This window comes from Streptomyces sp. NRRL S-87 (assembly GCF_000719335.1).
Classification (GTDB): Bacteria; Actinomycetota; Actinomycetes; order Streptomycetales; family Streptomycetaceae; genus Streptomyces.
This window is the reverse complement of record NZ_JOGB01000062.1, coordinates 1-17,105: the sequence shown is the minus strand read 5'-3', so window position 1 is coordinate 17,105 and position 17,105 is coordinate 1. Positions and strand designations below refer to the sequence as shown.

Genomic DNA, 17,105 nt, shown 5'->3' with positions numbered 1-17,105 from the left:
CCGGCGCGTCCGGCTAGCGGAAGCGGCGGCGGTACTCGGCGGGGGTCGTGCCCAGGCGGCGCCGGAAGGAGCGGTGCAGGCTCTCCACCGAACCGAGGCCGCTGAGGGCCGCGACCTCCGGCAGGCCGTGGTCGCTGTCCTGGAGGAGCCGGCGGGCCGCCTCCAGGCGGGCCGACTCGACGTAGGCGGCCGGCGTGGTGGACGTACGGCGGCGGAAGAGCCGGGAGAAGTGGCGCACGCTCAGGTGCAGCCGGGCGGCCAGGGCGTCGGCGGAGAGGTCGTCGGTGAGGTGCTCGCCGATCCAGCCGCGCAGCTCGTCGATGCGGTCGCCGGCGGGGGTGGCCCCGGCGTCGGCGGGGGTAGCGGGTGCGGCCGTCAGGGGGACGCTGAACTGGCTCTGTCCCCCGGACCGTTTGACGTACATGACCATCATCCGGGCGGTGGCGAGGGCGAGTTCGGGCCCGTGGTCGGCGGCGACCATGGCGAGCGCCATGTCCATCCCGGCCGTGATGCCCGCGCAGGTCCACACCCGGCCGGCTCGGACGAAGATCGGGTCCGGGTCGACGTGCACGCGGGGGTGGTCGGCGGCGAGGCGGGGCGCCGTGAGCCAGTGGGTGGTGGCCCGCAGGCCGTCCAGCAGGCCGGCGGCGGCCAGGAGGTGGGCCCCCGCGCAGATCGAGCCGACGCGCTCGGGGCCGGCCGCCGACCTGCGGAGCCAGTCGACGACGGCCTCGTCGAGGACCGGCTCGACGCCGGCGCCGTCCACCCGGACGGCGCCGGAGACCAGCAGGGTGTCCACGTCGCCGGGCGCCACGTCGTCCAGCGCCAGGTCGGCCACCAGCCGTACGCCGCTGGAGGTGACCACCGGCTGCCCGTCGGGCGTCGCGATCCGCACCTCGTAGCCCGGATGGCCCTCGGCGGCGACCCGGGTGGCGACCGAGAACACCTCGGCCGGCCCGGTGACGTCGAGCAGCTCGACACCGGGGAAGGCGACGATCACGACGCGGTGGGGTGGGCGCATGCGTCGATCATTCCGCCGGGACGCGGATGGCCGCAATGACCGGGTCCTGTCACATCCGGCCTTCGGGGCGCGTCGCGGCAGAACGCGCGGGAGCCCGCGGCACGGGTGCCGCGGGCTCCTGGTGACCGGTCGTCGTCCAGTCGTCAGGCCGTCGTCCGGTCCGAGTGGTCAGAGGCGCTCGGGGGTGCGGATGCCGAGGAGGGACACGCCCTGGTGCAGCGTGCGGGCCGTCAGCTCGCACAGGAACAGGCGGTTCTCGACCTGCTCGGCGGTGTCGGCCTTGAGGACCGGGCACTCCGAGTAGAACGACGTGTACAGCGACGCCAGCTGGTACAGGTACGCCGCCAGCTTGTGCGGGGCGTAGTCCGCCGCCGCCTCCGCGATCAGCTCGCCGAAGGCGTCCAGGTGCAGGCCCAGCGCGCGCTCGGTCGGCGCCAGCGCCAGCTCCGGGTGCGCGACCGGCTTGGCGTCGCCCGCCTTGCGCAGGATCGACTGGATACGGGCGTACGCGTACTGGAGGTACACGGACGTGTCGCCGTTCAGCGACACCATCTGGTCCAGGTCGAACTTGTAGTCGCGGGCCGCGGACGTCGACAGGTCGGCGTACTTCACCGCGCCGATGCCCACCTGGGCGCCGCGCTCGGCGATCTCGGCCTCGGTCAGGTCCTGGGCCTTCTCCCGCACCACGGCCGAGGCGCGGTCGATCGCCTCGTCCAGCAGGTCCACCAGCCGCACCGTCTCGCCCTCACGGGTCTTGAACGGCTTGCCGTCGGCGCCGAGGACGGTGCCGAAGGCGAGCTGCACGGCCTTGGTGTCCTCGTTCAGCCAGCCGGCCCGGCGGGCGGTCTCGAAGACCATCTTGAAGTGCAGGGACTGCCGGGCGTCCACGACGTAGATCAGGCTGTTCGCCTTCAGGTTGCCCACCCGGTCGCGGATCGCCGACAGGTCGGTGGCCGCGTAGCCGAAGCCGCCGTCCGACTTCTGCACGATCAGCGGGGTCGGCTGGCCGTCCACGCCCTTGTACTCGTCGAAGAACACGCACAGCGCGCCGTTGGAGCGGACCGCGACGCCCGACTCCTCCAGCAGGCGGCAGGTCTCCACCAGCATGTCGTTGTAGCCGGACTCGCCGACGATGTCCTCGTCCTGGATGTCCATGTCCAGCTTGTTGAAGACCGAGTAGAAGTAGATCTTCGACTCGTCCACGAACCGCTGCCACAGGGCGAGGGTCTCCGGGTCGCCCGCCTGGAGGTCCACCACCCGGGCCCGGGCCCGGGTCTTGAACTCCTCGTCGGCGTCGAACAGGGCCCGCGAGGCCTTGTAGAGGCGGTTCAGGTTGGACATGGCCTCTTCGCCGGCCTCGTCCGAGGCGTCGGTGACCGCCGCGTCCGCCGCGTCCGCGGCGCCGCCCTCCTTGTGGTCCAGCTCGTGCGGGTGCTCCATCAGGTACTGGATGAGCATGCCGAACTGCGTGCCCCAGTCGCCGATGTGGTGGCGCCGGACCACGTTCTCGCCCGTGAACTGCAGGATCTCCACCATCGCGGCGCCGATGACGGCCGACCGCAGGTGGCCGACGTGCATCTCCTTGGCGACGTTCGGCTGCGCGTAGTCGATCACCGTCGTGCCGGCGTTCTCGTTGAGGGGCACGCCGAGCCGGGCGTCCGCGGCGCGCGCCGCGAGCGTCTCGACGATCGCCTTGTCGGAGACGGTGATGTTGAGGAAGCCGGGGCCGGAGACCTCGACCTCGGCCAGCACGTCGCCCTTGTCCAGGCCGTCGACGACCGTGGTCGCCAGCTCGCGCGGGTTGGCCTTCGCCTTCTTCGCGAGCGCCAGGATGCCGTTGGCCTGGAAGTCGGCCCGGTCGCTTCGTCGCAGCAGCGGGTCGGCCGCACCGGCCTCCGGCAGGGCGGAGGCGAGGGCGTCCGCGACGCGCTGGTTGACGATCGAGGCGAGGGAAGGGACCGAGGCCATGGGCTGCCGTTCCTGTGAGAGTGCGGGTGAGCGTCCGTACGCCCGGACGCCCGTACGGCACGCAGGGTGCGCGTACGTATACGCCGGGCCTCACGAGTATCCCACGGGGGCATCGACCCCATCGCGGCATATAAAGCAACCCCGGGGGCGGGGACTCCGTCTGGGAGAATGGTTCCCAGCCAAGCAGTACGAGCAGTACGAGATAGAAGGACGTGTCGTGGCTCAGAGCGCCCAGAGCAGCACCGAGACCGACTGGGTCTCCCGTTTCGCGGACGAGGTCATCGCCGAGGCGGAGCGCCGTGCGCCGGGCAAACCGATCGTCGTCGCGTCCGGTCTGTCCCCCTCCGGCCCCATCCACCTGGGCAACCTGCGCGAGGTCATGACCCCGCACCTGGTCGCGGACGAGATCCGCCGCCGCGGGTACGAGGTCCGCCACCTCATCTCGTGGGACGACTACGACCGCTACCGCAAGGTCCCCGCGGGCATCCCCGGCGTCACCGAGGAGTCGCACGCCCAGCACATCGGGCGCCCGCTGACCTCGGTCCCGGCCCCGGCCGGCTCCCCGTACCCGAACTGGGCCGAGCACTTCAAGGCCGCCATGGTCGAGTCCCTGGCCGAGCTGGGCGTCGAGTACGACCCGATCAGCCAGACCGAGCAGTACACGACCGGCGTCTACCGCGAGCAGATCCTGCACGCGATGAAGCACCGCGGCGACATCGACGCCGTGCTCGCCCAGTACCGCACCAAGCCCAAGGCCGCGAAGAAGCAGGGCCAGAAGCCGGTCGACGAGGCCGAGCTGGAGGCCGCCGAGGGCTCGGGCGCCGCGAACGAGGACGACGGCAGCGCCGAGGGCGCGGAGTACTTCCCGTACAAGCCCTACTGCGGCGCCTGCAACAAGGACTTCACCAAGGTCCTCTCCTACAACGACGAGACCACCGAGCTGACGTACGTCTGCACGGAGGACGAGTTCACCGAGACGGTCAAGCTGACCGAGTTCAACCGCGGCAAGCTGGTCTGGAAGGTCGACTGGCCGATGCGCTGGGCCTTCGAGGGCGTCGTGTTCGAGCCCTCGGGCGTGGACCACTCCTCGCCGGGCTCCTCGTTCCAGGTCGGCGGCCAGATCGTGCACATCTTCGACGGGCAGCAGCCCATCGGCCCGATGTACGCGTTCGTGGGCATCAGCGGCATGGCCAAGATGTCGTCGTCGAAGGGCGGCGTCCCGACCGCGGCCGACGCCCTGAAGATCATGGAGCCGCAGCTCCTGCGCTGGCTCTACGCCCGCCGCCGCCCGAACCAGTCCTTCAAGATCGCCTTCGACCAGGAGATCCAGCGGCTGTACGACGAGTGGGACAAGCTGGAGGCCAAGGTCGCCGACGGCTCCGTGCTGCCCGCCGACGCCGCCGCCCACTCCCGTGCCGTGCGCGTCGCCTCCCACGAGCTGCCGCGCACCCCGCGCCCGATGCCGTACCGGACCCTCGCGTCCGTCGTCGACATCACCGCCGGCCACGACGAGCAGACGCTGCGGATCCTGTCCGACCTGGACCCGGCGAACCCGCTGGCCTCCCTCGACGAGGTCCGCCCCCGCCTGGACCGCGCCGAGAACTGGATCACCACCCAGGTTCCGGCCGACCAGCGCACCCTGGTCCGCGACGAGCCCGACGCCGAACTGCTCGGCTCGCTCGACGAGGAGGGACGCCGCTCGCTGGCGCTCCTGCTGGAGGGCCTCGACACGCACTGGTCGCTGGACGGCCTGACGACGCTGGTCTACGGCGTGCCGAAGGTCATGGCCGGGCTCGACCCGGAGGCCAAGCCGACGCCCGAGCTGAAGGTCGCGCAGCGGCAGTTCTTCGCGCTGCTCTACCGCCTGCTCGTCACCCGCGAGACCGGCCCGCGCCTGCCCACGCTGCTCCTGGCGGTGGGCGCCGACCGGGTGCGCAAGCTGCTGGCCGCCTGATCGCTACGCACGACGGCCGAGGGCCCGCACCCCCTGGGGTGCGGGCCCTCGGCCGTTCCCGGAGCCGGTGCGGCTCAGGCGATGTGCTCGTTCTCCAGCTCCGTCTGGTGGCGCTGCTTCATGTAGGGCAGCATCCGGCGCAGCATGCTCGCCGCACGGGGGTGGGTCACCCCGTGGATGTCCGCGAGGTGTATCTCCAGGACCTCGGTGGACGGGTAGTTGTTGTACTCGTCCACGAACGCCTTGAACGCCTTGTACGCCAGCTCCTGGAACTCGGCGTCACCGGCCTGGACGGAGTCCTCGGCGCCGGCCCCGGACTCGTCGGACAGGTCCATGTCCAGGACGCCCTGGAGGTTCTCCGCGCGCCCCTGCTCGGGGGCGGGAGCGGCCCGGTCCGGCTCGGCACCGCTCGGGGTGGGCAGCGGAACCGGGGCCTGCTCCGGTGCGGCCTCCGGCCCCATCGGGGGCGCCACCGGGTGCGGCTCGAGACCCTCGACGAACTGCGGGTTGTAGCCGCCCTGGTACGCGCCCTTCGGCGCCGTCGGGCCGGCGAACCACGAGCTGCCGTGCGCGGCCGGCATCTGCGTCGGGTCCAGCTGGTCGGCCGGGATCGAGAACGGCGGCCCGGCCCAGACGCCCTGCTCGGCACCGGGCTGCGGTGCCTGCAGACCCTGCGGACCCTGCGGACCCTGCGGACCCTGCGGGGCGACGGGGCCGCCCTGCGGTGCGGGCTGGGGGAGCGGACCGGCGGACTGCTGGTGGCCGGTCGCGGGCTGGGGCGCGGCCTGCTGCTGGGGCACGCCCTGCTGCGGGGCGCCCTGCACGGGTATGCCCGGGCGGCCACCGGCCTGCTGCGCCTGCTGCGGCTGCTGCGGCCGGACCGGTGCCTGCGGCTGCCGGGCGTCCTGCGGGTGCGGGCCGGGCTGTCCCGCCTGGGCCGGCTGCGGCCGGCCCTGCGGTGCGGCCTGCGGCTGCCGGGTCTGCGGTGCGGCCTGCGGCGGCTGGACCTGCTGGTCGGCCTGCGGCTGCTCGGCCTGCTGCTCGGCCTGCTGCGCGGCCAGTGCCTGGATCTGAGCGAGCTGAGCCAGCTGGGCCAGCTGCGCGAGGTCCAGCGCGGGCAGCTGTGCCGCCGCGCCCGCCGCGAGCGCCGGCCGCGAGCCGTCGGCGGCCCCGACCGGGGCCGCGGCCGCGGCGGGGCCCGCCACGGCGGCCGGCTCGCCCGCGGCGACCGCGGGCTTCGCCGGGGGCAGCAGCACCGGGTCGATGCCCGCCGCGGCCAGGCCCTCCGGCGCGGTCTGCGCGAGCGGGACGCCGATCCGGGCCAGCCGGAGCGGCATGAGCGCCTCCACCGGCGCCTTCCGGCGCCAGGCCCGCCCGTACCGCGCCTGGAGCCGCGCCTGGTAGATCAGCCGGTCCTGCTCCATGCCGACCGCCTGCTCGTACGAGCGCAGCTCCCACAGCTTCATCCGCCGCCACAGCTTGAACGTCGGGAACGGCGAGAGCATCCAGCGCGTCAGGCGCACGCCCTCCATGTGCCGGTCCGCGGTGATGTCCGCGATCCGCCCGACCGCGTGCCGGGCCGCCTCCACCGTGACCACGAACAGCACCGGGATGACCGCGTGCATGCCCACGCCGAGCGGGTCCGGCCACGCCGCCGCACCGTTGAACGCGATCGTGGCCGCCGTCAGCAGCCACGCCGTCTGCCGCAGCAGCGGGAACGGGATCCGGATCCACGTCAGCAGCAGGTCCAGCGCGAGCAGCACGCAGATGCCCGCGTCGATGCCGATGGGAAAGACGAGGGAGAAGTCCCCGAAGCCCTTCTTGATCGCGAGGGCGCGCACCGCGGCGTACGAGCCCGCGAAACCGATGCCCGCGATCACCACGGCACCGGCGATGACGACACCGATGAGAATCCGGTGCGTCCGTGTCAGCTGCATCGCGGCCACCCGCGATCCCCTCCCCACCTTCGAGCCTGGCGGGCACAGCCTGGCACATGCCCGCCGTACGTCACACCGCCAGGCCCCACAAGGAACACAGCTGCTTACGGACGACTACCGACAGGTCACTGCTTGTTGGCACCGGCCACCGAGGCCACCGCCTCCTTGGCCGCCGCGACGGCGTCCTGGAGGAGCTTCGCCGTGTCGGGCGCCTTCTGGCCCTCGTAGGAGGCGCCGTTGTAGTCCAGCGTGATCACGACGTTCTCGGTGCGCACGACGACGGTCTGGTTGAAGAAGTCAACCTGCTTCTTCGCCCTCGACACCACCGTCGTCGCCTCGTCGCCGATGCCCGAGGCCGGCTGCGCCTGGACGCCCGTCGCGCCCTCGGCGGTCTTCGCCGCCTCGACCTGCTTCGCGTACTGCTCGGCGGCGCGCTTGTTGCCGCCGCCCAGGGACTCGTGCGAGTCGTAGCGGGCCATCGACACCGCCAGCCAGCGGTACGAGGAACCCTTCAGGCCGTCCTCGTCGAGGCCGTTCCAGGAGCAGGTGGCACGGCTGGAGAGGTCGTTGGACTTGGCGGCCGTACCGTCCGCGTCCTTCGCCTCGGGCACGAGCGCGCCGATCGTCTTCGCGGCGAGCGTCTTGCACGGCTCGGGCAGCTTGGCGAACGCCACCTTCTCCAGGGTGGGCGTGGGCTTGGCGGTGGGGGCCGAGGCCGAGCCCCCGTCGGACTTGCTGCCGCCGTCAGCGCCGGAGCCCGTACCCGAGTCGGAGTCCGAGGAGCAGCCGGAGACGGCCAGGATCACCGGGACGGCTGCACAGGCGATGAGGCGGGTGAGGCGCGAGGCTGATCGGTGCATGGTTCCTTCACTCAGTGGTCTGCGGGGACCCGGCAACGGTAGCCCGAGCGGGCCACGGACGCGTGTGCGTGAGGTCACGCCCCTGCAACCGCGGACGGTTGCAGGCCGGTCGGGTGGTGGGTCGGCAGTGGGTCAGGGAGTCAGTGGGTCAGGGGGTCAGTCGGCCAGCCATCAAGTCGGCCAGCCATCAAGTCGGCCAGCCGGTCAGTCGGCCAGCCGGTCAGCCGGTCAGTCGGTCAGCTCGTCGGCGAGCTGCGAGGCCAGCTGGAGCGCACGCTGCTGGGTCTGCTTCGCGTCCGGGACCGCGCCGGGCAGGATCGGCTGGACCGCGTACTCGAGCGTCACGATCACGTTGGACGAGCGGAAGACGATGCGGACGGTCCGCGCCTGGGACGTCGGGCCGGCCGGGTTGAGCCGGTCCTCCAGGAACGCCTCGTCGCCCAGGTCCTCCAGCACGCGCGAGCCCAGGAACTCGTCGTCGCCCTCGTCCTCGCCGGTGCCGGGGCCCGTGCTGGTGGGGGCCGACGGCGTGCCGCTCGGGGAGCCCTTGCCCGGCGCGGCCGAGGTCCCGGGGGCTGTCCCCGCTGCCTGGCCGGTGCCGGGCGGCTTGCCGGAGGCCGTGCCGGCCGACGTGGCGGGCGTACCGGCCGCGCCGGGGGCGCCGGACGCCTTTGCCGTCGGGGCGGTGACCGAGGTGGGGGCGGACGCGGTCGCCGAAGCGGTGGCCGCGGTGGTCGGGGTCGGCAGGGTCAGGTGCGCGGCCTGCAGCTGGCGTACGTACACCTCCTGCGCCTTGTCGTCGTCGCTGGTCGACGGGTCGTAGGCGACCACCCGCTCGTACCCCACGGACAGCAGTCGCGTCGCGTCCTCGGCCTCCGCCTTCCAGCGGCAGCCGACGCGGCGGTCGCCGTCGTACGAGACGTCCGCCGTGCCCGCGTACAGCTCCTCGCGCTGCTCGGAAGTGAGGGACGACATGCTCGGCAGCATCGACTTCAGCCGGCGCGACCCGACGGACGAGCAGGGCTCGGGCAGCACGCTGTACTTGCCGGGCGCGGCCTGCGTGACGGGGGTCTCGCCGGGCTTGGGGTCGGTCCCGGTGCCGTCGGCGCCCGCGCCCGCGCTGCACCCGGCGGCCAGGGCCGCGAGCACCGCGAGGCCGGGCAGCACGGCCTTCCGTCGTCGCCGGTCGCGCTGCGTCTCGCGAGGCACTCGGGGGGCTCCCTTCGGGCGGAAAAGCGGTTGCCGCCCTCCGGCGGCGGCTGGACACAATGTCTATCGCACGCACACGCGCCGACGCTGGTCCGATGTCTCTTTCGGGCCCAAGAGCGAGGTTTTTGCGTTTTCTAGACTTCTGATCAATTCCGGGGGAATGAGCACGGTATGTCGTATGTAGAGGTGCCGGGGGCGAACGTCCCCATCCGCATGTGGACGGATCCCGCCACGGTGGAGGACGTCGCGATGCAGCAGCTCCGCAACGTCGCGACCCTCCCCTGGATCAAGGGCCTGGCCGTCATGCCGGACGTCCACTTCGGCAAGGGCGCGACCGTCGGCTCCGTCATCGCCATGAAGGACGCCGTCTGCCCGGCGGCGGTCGGCGTGGACATCGGCTGCGGCATGTCCGCCGTCCGTACCTCCCTGACGGCGAACGACCTCCCGGGCGACCTCTCGCGCCTGCGCTCCAAGATCGAGCAGGCCATCCCGGTCGGCGCGGGCATGCACCGCGACCCGGTGGACCCGGGGCGGTTGTACGGGTTCCGGGCGGGGGGCCTGGACGACCTCTGGGAGCGCTTCGACTACGTTGCCGAGGCGGTCAAATTCCGTCGTGAGAGGGCTGGGAAGCAGCTCGGGACGCTTGGATCCGGGAACCACCTGATCGAAGTCTGTCTCGATGATGCGGGCTCGGTCTGGCTCATGCTGCACTCCGGCTCGCGGAACATCGGCAAGGAGCTCGCCGACCACCACATCGGCGTGGCGAGGAGCCTTCCGCACAACCAGAACCTGGTCGATCGCGACCTCGCCGTGTTCATCGCGGAGACCCCGCAGATGGAGGCGTACCGGAACGATCTGTACTGGGCGCAGGAGTACGCGAAGTACAACCGCGCGATCATGATGAGCCTGCTCAAGGAGGTCGTCCGCCGGGAGTTCCGCAAGGCGAAGGTGACCTTCGACATGGAGGTCAGCTGCCACCACAACTACGTGGCGGAGGAGCGGTACGACGGCATGGACCTCCTGGTCACCCGCAAGGGCGCGATCCGGGCCGGCCGGGGGGACTTCGGGATCATCCCGGGATCGATGGGCACGAGCTCGTACATCGTGAAGGGGCTCGGCAACGAGGACGCGTTCAACTCGGCCTCCCACGGCGCCGGCCGGCGCATGAGCCGCACTGCGGCGAAGCGGCGCTTCACGGTGAGGGATCTCGAGGATCAGACGAGGGGCGTCGAGTGCCGTAAGGACGCCGGTGTCCTCGACGAGATCCCGGCGGCCTACAAGCCGATCGAGCAGGTCATGGAGCAGCAGCGCGACCTCGTGGAGGTCGTGGCGAGGATCAAGCAGATCATCTGCGTCAAGGGCTGAGCGCAGGAACCGAAACCGAAACGGGGTTGCCGCGCTCGCGGCAACCCCGTTTCCGGTCTTCGGTCCGGGCTAGTCGGCGGGCGCGGGGGCCTGACCGGTGCGGAGGCGCCACAGGCGCATGTGACAGCTCTGCTCGGTGCGGTCGAGCGCGACGGCTGCGGCGGCGGGGTCGTCGAGCCGCAGGAGCTCGCGGTCGTCGGCGGGGGTCCAGCGCCGGCGGGGCGGCGCGATCCTCATCTCGGCGGGCCGCACCCAGGTCTGGATGGCCGCCGCGTTGGCCTTCTTGTGCTCCAGCCCGAGGCAGCCGGGGTAGTAGAGGTGCTCGGCCAGCTGCTGTGCCTGCTCCTTGAAGTAGACGACGTTGTAGACCCCGTCGCGCGTGTTGCGCTTGATGGTGCGCTCCACGCCGGTGATCCTCTTGCCGTAATGGCACAGGTACGCGGCCGTGGCCGTGCTCGCGGACGAGAACGAGAGGAACGGCCAGCCGTCAGCGGCCAGCCGACCGATCCGTCGGCGTCGATGAGGCCGCGGAGGTAGTCCGGGCGGGAGAACTCGATGCGGGGCGGCCGGACGATCCGTGACTTCTTGCCGTAGGGGATCCCGAGCTCGTTGACGACGGTCCTGGCTTCGAGTGCGCACAGGGTCCACGTGGCCGAGGGGTGCTGCTCGGCGAAGTTGGTGGTGCGGACCCGCTCCGTGACGGAGCTGTAGTACGGGGTCAGCCGCTGGAACTCGTGGAGGATGTGGATGTCCCGCGCGTTGATCTCGGCGGTCAGCCTGCCCTTCTGACCCGTCCCCCGGGCCAGGTGTCCATCGGCTTGGAGGAAGCCGAACATGTAGGCGTAGTGGGAGTCTTGGAGGTCCATGAAGCGCACGGGGGCGCTAGGGTCCTGCTCAGCCATGGGAAGCCAACTTCCTGGTGGTGAGGCCCTCGGTCCGGGATGGCCGTCCCGGTCGGGGGCCGTTTCGGGTCTTGGGCCGACGCTAGGGCCGGGTTCGGGGGTCGGAAGGGCGCTCGCGCGTACTTCGCTCGAACGAGCGGCGGAATCCGCTCCTCCGATCGCTGAGCGGGCGATCTTGCACGGGCGAGCACACAATTGAGCGCGAGGGTGTCCCGTCGCGTCCGCGGCGGGACCGTCCCGGTCCCTGGGCCGTCTGCGTAGGGCGTGGCGGCCCGGCCGCCCCGTACTCTCCCCTGACCAGCGAGGGGCTGATAGGTGATGTCGGACGAGACAGCCCAGCGCATCGCGGACTTCATCGCGCCCCTGCGGGTGGAACCGGGGTCGGACGTGCGCCTGGGGCGGGACTTCGACCCCCGCTACAAGGCGGGCCTGAAGAAGCAGGACGGGGTCGAGCTGCTGCAGGCCGGGGTGTCGCTGCTGGCCGAGTACCAGGAGCGGCTGGCGGCCCAGGACACCCACGGCGTGCTGCTCTGCCTCCAGGCGCTCGACGCCGGCGGCAAGGACGGCACGATCCGCCACGTGATGAGCGGCGTGAACCCCCAGGGCGTACGGGTCAGCAGCTTCAAGGTGCCCTCCGCCGAGGAACTCGACCACGACTACCTGTGGCGCTACGCGCAACGCCTGCCCGCGCGCGGCGAGATCGCCATCTTCAACCGCTCGCACTACGAGGAGGTCCTCGTCGTGCGCGTCCACCCCGAGAACCTCGTCCGGCAGCGGCTGCCGGAGGTCGAGGACGGCCGGGACGTGTGGGACCGGCGCTACCGGGAGATCAACCGCTGGGAGCGGTACCTCACGGACAACGGGTTCTCGGTGGTGAAGATCTTCCTGAACCTGTCCAAGGAGGAGCAGCGCATCCGCTTCCTGAAGCGGATCGACCGGCCGGAGAAGAACTGGAAGTTCTCCGCGGCCGACGTCCGGGAGCGGCGCCACTGGGACCACTACCAGCACGCGTTCTCCGACATGCTGTCGGCCACGAGTACGACGTGGGCGCCCTGGTACGTCGTGCCGGCCGACCGGAAGTGGTTCGCGCGGATCTGCGCGGCGGCGATCCTCGCGCACACCCTGATGGAGATCGATCCGCAGTACCCCGACGTCGGGGAGGCGGCGCGCAAGGACCTGCTCGCCACCAAGCGGGACCTGGAGCGGGAGGCTCCGGCGGGGGCCGCCGCCGATCCGTACGAGGACCGGGCGGAGCAGGGCAGGTCGGAGCAGGGCCGGCCCGAGCAGGGCCGGTCAGAGGCGGGTCGGTCAGAGGCGGGTCGGTCGGGGAAGCGTCGGTCGGGGAAGGGGCGGTCGGGGAAGGGTCGGTCGGGGAAGGGTCGGTCCGGCAAGAGGCGGGGCTAGGGCTTTCGGAGTGGCGTGATCGGCCCGGGGGCCACCGCACCCGCGGCCGCGGATCGGAGGCAGGACGATGACGGTGCGTTCGGATTCCGCGGGGGAACGGCCCCCGGCCCCCGGGGACGACGGCTGGTACGCGCACACGGCCGAAGAGGTCGTGGCGGCGTTCGCCGTCGATCCGGCGGTCGGCCTCTCCGCAGGACGGGCCGCGGAGCTCCTGGCCGCGCACGGCCCGAACGCGCTGCCCGAGGAGAAGGGGCTGCCGACCTGGCGCCGCTTCCTCCGGCAGTACCGCAGTTACATGCAGATCGTGCTGGTGGCCGCGGCGGTCGTCTCGCTGCTCATCCAGGAGTGGACCACCGCGATCCTGCTGATCGTCCTGACCCTGCTCAACGCGGTCGTGGGCCTGCGCCAGGAGGGCAAGGCCGAGAGCGCGATGAACGCGCTGCAGTCGATGATGAAGGCGACGGCGCGGGTCCGCAGGGACGGCACGGAGGCCGAGATCCCCGCCGAGGAGCTCGTCGTCGGTGACGTCGTGCTCATCGCCGCCGGGGACCAGGTGGCGGCGGACGGGCGCATCATCGAGGCCAACGCCCTGCAGATCGACGAGTCGGCGCTCACCGGTGAGAGCGTTCCCGCCTCGAAGGACGTCGACGTGCTCCGGGGAGCCCGGCCGGCGCCCGGTGACCGGACGAACATGGCGTTCATGAACACCCCGGTCACCCACGGCAGCGGCGTGCTCGTCGTGACCGCGACCGGTGCCGCGACCGAGGTCGGCAAGATCTCCGGGATGCTGGCGACCACGGAGAAGGAGGTGCCGCCGCTCACCAGGGAGCTCGACACCCTGACGCTGTGGATCACCGGGGCGGCGGGCCTGACCATGATCGTGATGTTCGTGCTGGGGCGGCAGCGCGACCAGGCGTGGGACGTGCTGTTCGTCAGCGCGGTGTCGCTGGCGATCGCCGCGATCCCCGAGGCCCTGCCGACCGTGACCCAGGCGATCCTGTCCGTCGGCAGCCTCAACCTGGCGAGGCGGAACGCCATCGTCAAGGAGCTGCCGTCGGTCGAGACGCTGGCGTTCACGTCGGCGATCAACTCGGACAAGACCGGCACCCTGACGATGAACCAGATGACCGCCGTCGAAGTCGTCAGTCCCACCGACCGGTACACCGTCTCGGGCACGGGCTACGGGCTCGACGGGAAGGTCCACCACGCCGCGGGCTCCTCCGCCGGCATCGAGGACGCGATCCTGCCGTACGTGGTGGCCAGCGACGCGAAGCTGGTCGACGGCAAGGTGGTGGGCGATCCCACCGAGGGCGCGCTGCTCGTGCTCGCGCACAAGGCGGGGCTGGACGTCGACACCACCAGGGAGGGCCTCCCCCGGCTCGCCACGCTGCCGTTCGACCCGAACTACAAGCTCATGGCCACCTTCAACTCGGCGGTCGACGCCTCCGGCCGGCAGGTCGTCCGGTGCTTCGTCAAGGGTGCGGTGCCGGCGGTGGTGGCGCGGGCCGCCACCGCGCTCGCGGCGGGCGAGACCGTCCCGTGGGACGCCGGACTGTCCGCGCGCGCCGAGGCGCAGACCGAGCGGATGGGTGGCGAGGGCCGCCGTGTGATGGCCGCGGCCACGCGCGATCTGGACCCGGCCGACTTCGATCCCGGTGGCGACCTGCTGGGGTACGTGACGGAGCTGCGGATGACCAGTCTCGTCGGCATGGTCGACCCGCCCCGCGAGGACGCGAAGACCGCCGTGGCCGGGGCGCAGGCGGGGCACATCCGGGTCCGCATGGTGACCGGTGACGACGTCACCACCGGCGCGGCGATCGCGCGGCAGCTCGGCATCCCGGGCGAGGCGATCCTGGGGGCCGACTTCGCCGCCATGAGCGAGGAGGAGCAACTCGCCCGCATCGACGGCATCGGGGTGGTGGGGCGCGTCGCGCCGGAGCACAAGGTGCTGCTCGCCGACACGCTCAAGAAGAAGGGCGACGTGGTGGCGATGACCGGGGACGGCGTCAACGACGCCCCCGCCATCAAGGCCGCCGACATCGGCATCGCCATGGGCAGCGGCACGGACGTGGCGAAGAACGCCGGACGCATGATCCTCTCCGACGACAGGTTCGCCACCATCGTCTACGCCGTCGAGCAGGGCCGGAGGATCTACGACAACCTCACGAAGTACATCCGGTTCGTGCTCCTGTTGCTGGTCACCTTCGTCCTGACCTTCCTCGGTGCCACCGTCTTCAACATCGCCGCGGGCGAGCCCTTCACCCCGCCGCAGGTGCTGTGGATCCACTTCGTCGTCAACGCGTCGTTCGGGTTCGCGCTCGGCTTCGACCAGGAGAGCCCCGGGCTGATGCGGCGCAGGCCGCGGCCGCGCGGGGAGTCGGTGCTGACCCGGCCCGTGCTGGTCACGGTCGGGCTGGCGGGGTTGGCGATCACCGTGATGCTGCTGGGGCTGATCAAGCTCGGCGAGGCCCGCTACGACAGCACGGGGACGGGCCAGTCGATCGCGTTCACCGCCTTCGCGCTGTGCCTGATCGTTGCCGCGTTCGAGTGCCGCAGCGAGACGGACTCGGTGCTGTCGCCGTCCACCTTCGACAGCAGGCAGATGAACTGGGTGGCGCTGGCCCAGTTCGTGCTCGCGGTGCTGGTGACCCAGATGGACGGCTTCCGCCGCCTCCTCGGGACGACCGAGATCGACGCGCGGCAGTTCGGCTGGGCACTGCTGGCCGCGCTCGCGCTGCTGGGGCTGTGGGAGCTGGGGAAGCTGCTGGCGCGGCGGGCGCGGGCGCGGTCTGATTGAGGGGAGCGGCAACTTCCCTTTGGGGTACGGGTATTGACCGCACCTCTTGGTCTAGACCAAGGTGTGCGGCATGTGGAGATCTCGGGTTGTCGTGGGCCTGCTCGCGGCGGTGGGGTTGAGCCTCGGGGCGGTCGGGTCGGCCGGTGCGCGGCCCGCCGGGCTGCCGCCGGTGGTGTCGCACGTGCCGACCGCGGACAAGGTCGTGTTCATCACGATCGACGACGGCTGGTACCACGACCCGGAGGTGGCGCGGACGCTGGTCGAGGGGCGGGTGCCGGCATCGCTGTTCCTGTTGCCGGGGGCCTTCTCGTACGACGCCGGCTACTTCACGGGCCTGGTGGCCGAGGGGCGGGTGCAGGTGGAGAACCACACCGTGAACCACCCGGACCTGACGGCCCTGGACGCGGCCGGGAAGGACGCCGAGCTGTGCGGTGCGGAGGAGCAGGTGGCGGCGGCTTTCGGGCGGTCGCCGAAGCTGGTGCGGCCGCCGTACGGGGCGTACGACGACACCGTGCGGCTGGCGGCGAAGGCGTGCGGGGCGAAGGCCCTGGTGACGTGGACGTACGACTTCACGACCTGGGGGGACACCCCGCCGGCGACGCCGGCGCTGCGGTCCGGTGACATCGTGCTGCTGCACTTCACTCCCGGGCTCGGGGCCGACCTGCGGCGGGCGCTGGACGCGGCGAGGGCCGCGGGGCTGAGGCCCGCGGCCCTCATGCCGTACCTGAGGTCTTCCCGGGTGCTGCCTTCCTGAGACGTGAGGTCTTCCGGGGTGCTGCCGTCCCAGGCGCCGGGGTGCCGGCTGCGGCGGTCAGAGCTCGCGGTGGACCTTCGTGTTCGAGGCCTGGGCGCGGGGGCGGACCACCAGGAGGTCGATGTTGACGTGGGAGGGGCGGGTGACGGCCCAGGTGATCGTGTCGGCGACGTCGTCGGCGGTCAGGGGCTCGGCCACTCCCGCGTACACCTTGGCGGCCTTCTCGGCGTCGCCCCGGAAGCGGGTGGTGGCGAACTCCTCGGTCCGGACCATGCCGGGGGCGACCTCGATGACGCGGACGGGCTGGCCGACGATCTCCAGGCGCAGGGTCTCGGCCAGGACGCGGGCGCCGTTCTTGGCGGCCACGTAGCCGGCGCCGCCCTCGTACGTGGCGTGGCCGGCGGTGGAGGACAGCACGACCACCGTGCCGTCGCCGGAGGCGACCAGGGCGGGCAGCAGGGCCTGGGTCACGTGCAGCGTGCCGATGACGTTGACCTCGTACATCGTGCGCCAGTCGGCGGGGTCGCCGGTGGCGACGGGGTCGGCGCCGAGGGCGCCGCCGGCGTTGTTGACGAGGACGTCGCACCGGTCGAGGGAGGCCGCGAAGGCGTCGACGGCGGCGCGGTCGGTGACGTCGAGGGCGTGGGCGGTGGCCTGCTGCCCGGCGGCGGTGAGCTCGGCGGCGAGGGCCTCGATGCGGTCCTTGCGCCGGGCGGTGAGGACGACGTGGTACCCGGCGGCGGCGAGCTGCCGGGCGGTGGCGGCGCCGATTCCGCTGCTGGCTCCGGTGACGACGGCCGTGCGGGTGGTCATGCGTACTCCTCGGTGGGTGGTTCGCGTGCTGCGCTCGGTCACGTGCGGTCGCGGGTTCGCTCGGTCACGTGGTCGAAGGTCCGTGTGTCGCCAGCATAGGTGTGAGGGGGTGGGCGGGCGG

12 protein-coding genes are annotated in these 17,105 nt (G+C 71.9%); 5 read left to right on the top strand and 7 right to left on the bottom strand.

Annotation, left to right across the window (positions count from 1 at the left end; all coding sequences use genetic code 11):
* Window positions 1-13: 13 nt before the first annotated feature.
* The gene (locus tag IF43_RS0129465; RefSeq protein ID WP_030207577.1) at window positions 14-1,021 is read right to left on the bottom strand and encodes a GlxA family transcriptional regulator; all 1,008 of its coding nucleotides are present in this window, start codon (window positions 1,019-1,021) and stop codon (window positions 14-16) included.
* Window positions 1,022-1,189: 168 nt separating this feature from the next.
* Complete coding sequence (argS, locus tag IF43_RS0129460) at window positions 1,190-2,989, bottom strand: arginine--tRNA ligase (protein ID WP_030207574.1); 1,800 nt, start codon at window positions 2,987-2,989, stop codon at window positions 1,190-1,192.
* Between the two features lie 217 nt (window positions 2,990-3,206).
* Here argS and lysS point away from each other — a divergent pair, with 217 nt between their 5' ends.
* Complete coding sequence (gene lysS, locus IF43_RS0129455; protein WP_030207571.1) at window positions 3,207-4,943, top strand: lysine--tRNA ligase; 1,737 nt, start codon at window positions 3,207-3,209, stop codon at window positions 4,941-4,943.
* 74 nt (window positions 4,944-5,017) lie between these two features.
* Here lysS and IF43_RS0129450 read toward each other — a convergent pair whose 3' ends face one another.
* The 3 genes from IF43_RS0129450 to IF43_RS0129440 form a co-directional block, all read right to left on the bottom strand.
* Window positions 5,018-6,889, bottom strand: coding sequence for a DUF2637 domain-containing protein (locus tag IF43_RS0129450; RefSeq protein ID WP_030207565.1), 1,872 nt, complete (start codon window positions 6,887-6,889; stop codon window positions 5,018-5,020).
* A gap of 116 nt (window positions 6,890-7,005) precedes the next feature.
* Window positions 7,006-7,740, bottom strand: a complete 735-nt coding sequence (locus IF43_RS0129445; protein ID WP_030207562.1) for a hypothetical protein — start codon at window positions 7,738-7,740, stop codon at window positions 7,006-7,008.
* Window positions 7,741-7,968: 228 nt separating this feature from the next.
* The gene (locus IF43_RS0129440; protein ID WP_063753418.1) at window positions 7,969-8,949 is read right to left on the bottom strand and encodes a hypothetical protein; all 981 of its coding nucleotides are present in this window, start codon (window positions 8,947-8,949) and stop codon (window positions 7,969-7,971) included.
* A gap of 171 nt (window positions 8,950-9,120) precedes the next feature.
* Here IF43_RS0129440 and IF43_RS0129435 point away from each other — a divergent pair, with 171 nt between their 5' ends.
* Window positions 9,121-10,314, top strand: a complete 1,194-nt coding sequence (locus IF43_RS0129435) for an RtcB family protein (protein ID WP_030207556.1) — start codon at window positions 9,121-9,123, stop codon at window positions 10,312-10,314.
* A gap of 69 nt (window positions 10,315-10,383) precedes the next feature.
* Here the strand turns inward: IF43_RS0129435 and IF43_RS43770 are convergent, their stop codons facing one another.
* Window positions 10,384-10,719: a hypothetical protein gene (locus IF43_RS43770; protein WP_324605139.1), complete on the bottom strand. Its 336-nt coding sequence runs from the start codon at window positions 10,717-10,719 to the stop codon at window positions 10,384-10,386.
* 815 nt (window positions 10,720-11,534) lie between these two features.
* On the opposite strand from IF43_RS43770, the gene IF43_RS0129425 reads away from it, so the two are divergent.
* From IF43_RS0129425 to IF43_RS0129415, 3 genes are all read left to right on the top strand, one after another.
* Window positions 11,535-12,620 (top strand): polyphosphate kinase 2 family protein, encoded by a 1,086-nt coding sequence (locus tag IF43_RS0129425; protein ID WP_078910557.1) that lies wholly within the window; start codon window positions 11,535-11,537, stop codon window positions 12,618-12,620.
* A gap of 67 nt (window positions 12,621-12,687) precedes the next feature.
* Window positions 12,688-15,417, top strand: coding sequence for an HAD-IC family P-type ATPase (locus IF43_RS0129420; RefSeq protein WP_030207550.1), 2,730 nt, complete (start codon window positions 12,688-12,690; stop codon window positions 15,415-15,417).
* A gap of 70 nt (window positions 15,418-15,487) precedes the next feature.
* The gene (locus IF43_RS0129415) at window positions 15,488-16,171 is read left to right on the top strand and encodes a polysaccharide deacetylase family protein (RefSeq protein WP_030207544.1); all 684 of its coding nucleotides are present in this window, start codon (window positions 15,488-15,490) and stop codon (window positions 16,169-16,171) included.
* 57 nt (window positions 16,172-16,228) lie between these two features.
* Here the strand turns inward: IF43_RS0129415 and IF43_RS0129410 are convergent, their stop codons facing one another.
* Window positions 16,229-16,984, bottom strand: a complete 756-nt coding sequence (locus IF43_RS0129410; RefSeq protein WP_030207541.1) for an SDR family NAD(P)-dependent oxidoreductase — start codon at window positions 16,982-16,984, stop codon at window positions 16,229-16,231.
* Between the last annotated feature and the right edge of the window lie 121 nt (window positions 16,985-17,105).

Excerpts from the sequence above, each read along its gene's own strand:
- IF43_RS0129465 (WP_030207577.1), bottom strand. The coding sequence starts at position 1,021 with ATGCGCCCACCCCACCGCGTCGTGATCGTCGCCTTCCCCGGTGTCGAG.
- argS (WP_030207574.1), bottom strand. The coding sequence starts at position 2,989 with ATGGCCTCGGTCCCTTCCCTCGCCTCGATCGTCAACCAGCGCGTCGCG.
- IF43_RS0129445 (WP_030207562.1), bottom strand. The coding sequence starts at position 7,740 with ATGCACCGATCAGCCTCGCGCCTCACCCGCCTCATCGCCTGTGCAGCC.
- IF43_RS0129435 (WP_030207556.1), top strand. The coding sequence starts at position 9,121 with ATGTCGTATGTAGAGGTGCCGGGGGCGAACGTCCCCATCCGCATGTGG.
- IF43_RS0129425 (WP_078910557.1), top strand. The coding sequence starts at position 11,535 with ATGTCGGACGAGACAGCCCAGCGCATCGCGGACTTCATCGCGCCCCTG.
- IF43_RS0129420 (WP_030207550.1), top strand. The coding sequence starts at position 12,688 with ATGACGGTGCGTTCGGATTCCGCGGGGGAACGGCCCCCGGCCCCCGGG.
- IF43_RS0129415 (WP_030207544.1), top strand. The coding sequence starts at position 15,488 with ATGTGGAGATCTCGGGTTGTCGTGGGCCTGCTCGCGGCGGTGGGGTTG.
- IF43_RS0129410 (WP_030207541.1), bottom strand. The coding sequence starts at position 16,984 with ATGACCACCCGCACGGCCGTCGTCACCGGAGCCAGCAGCGGAATCGGC.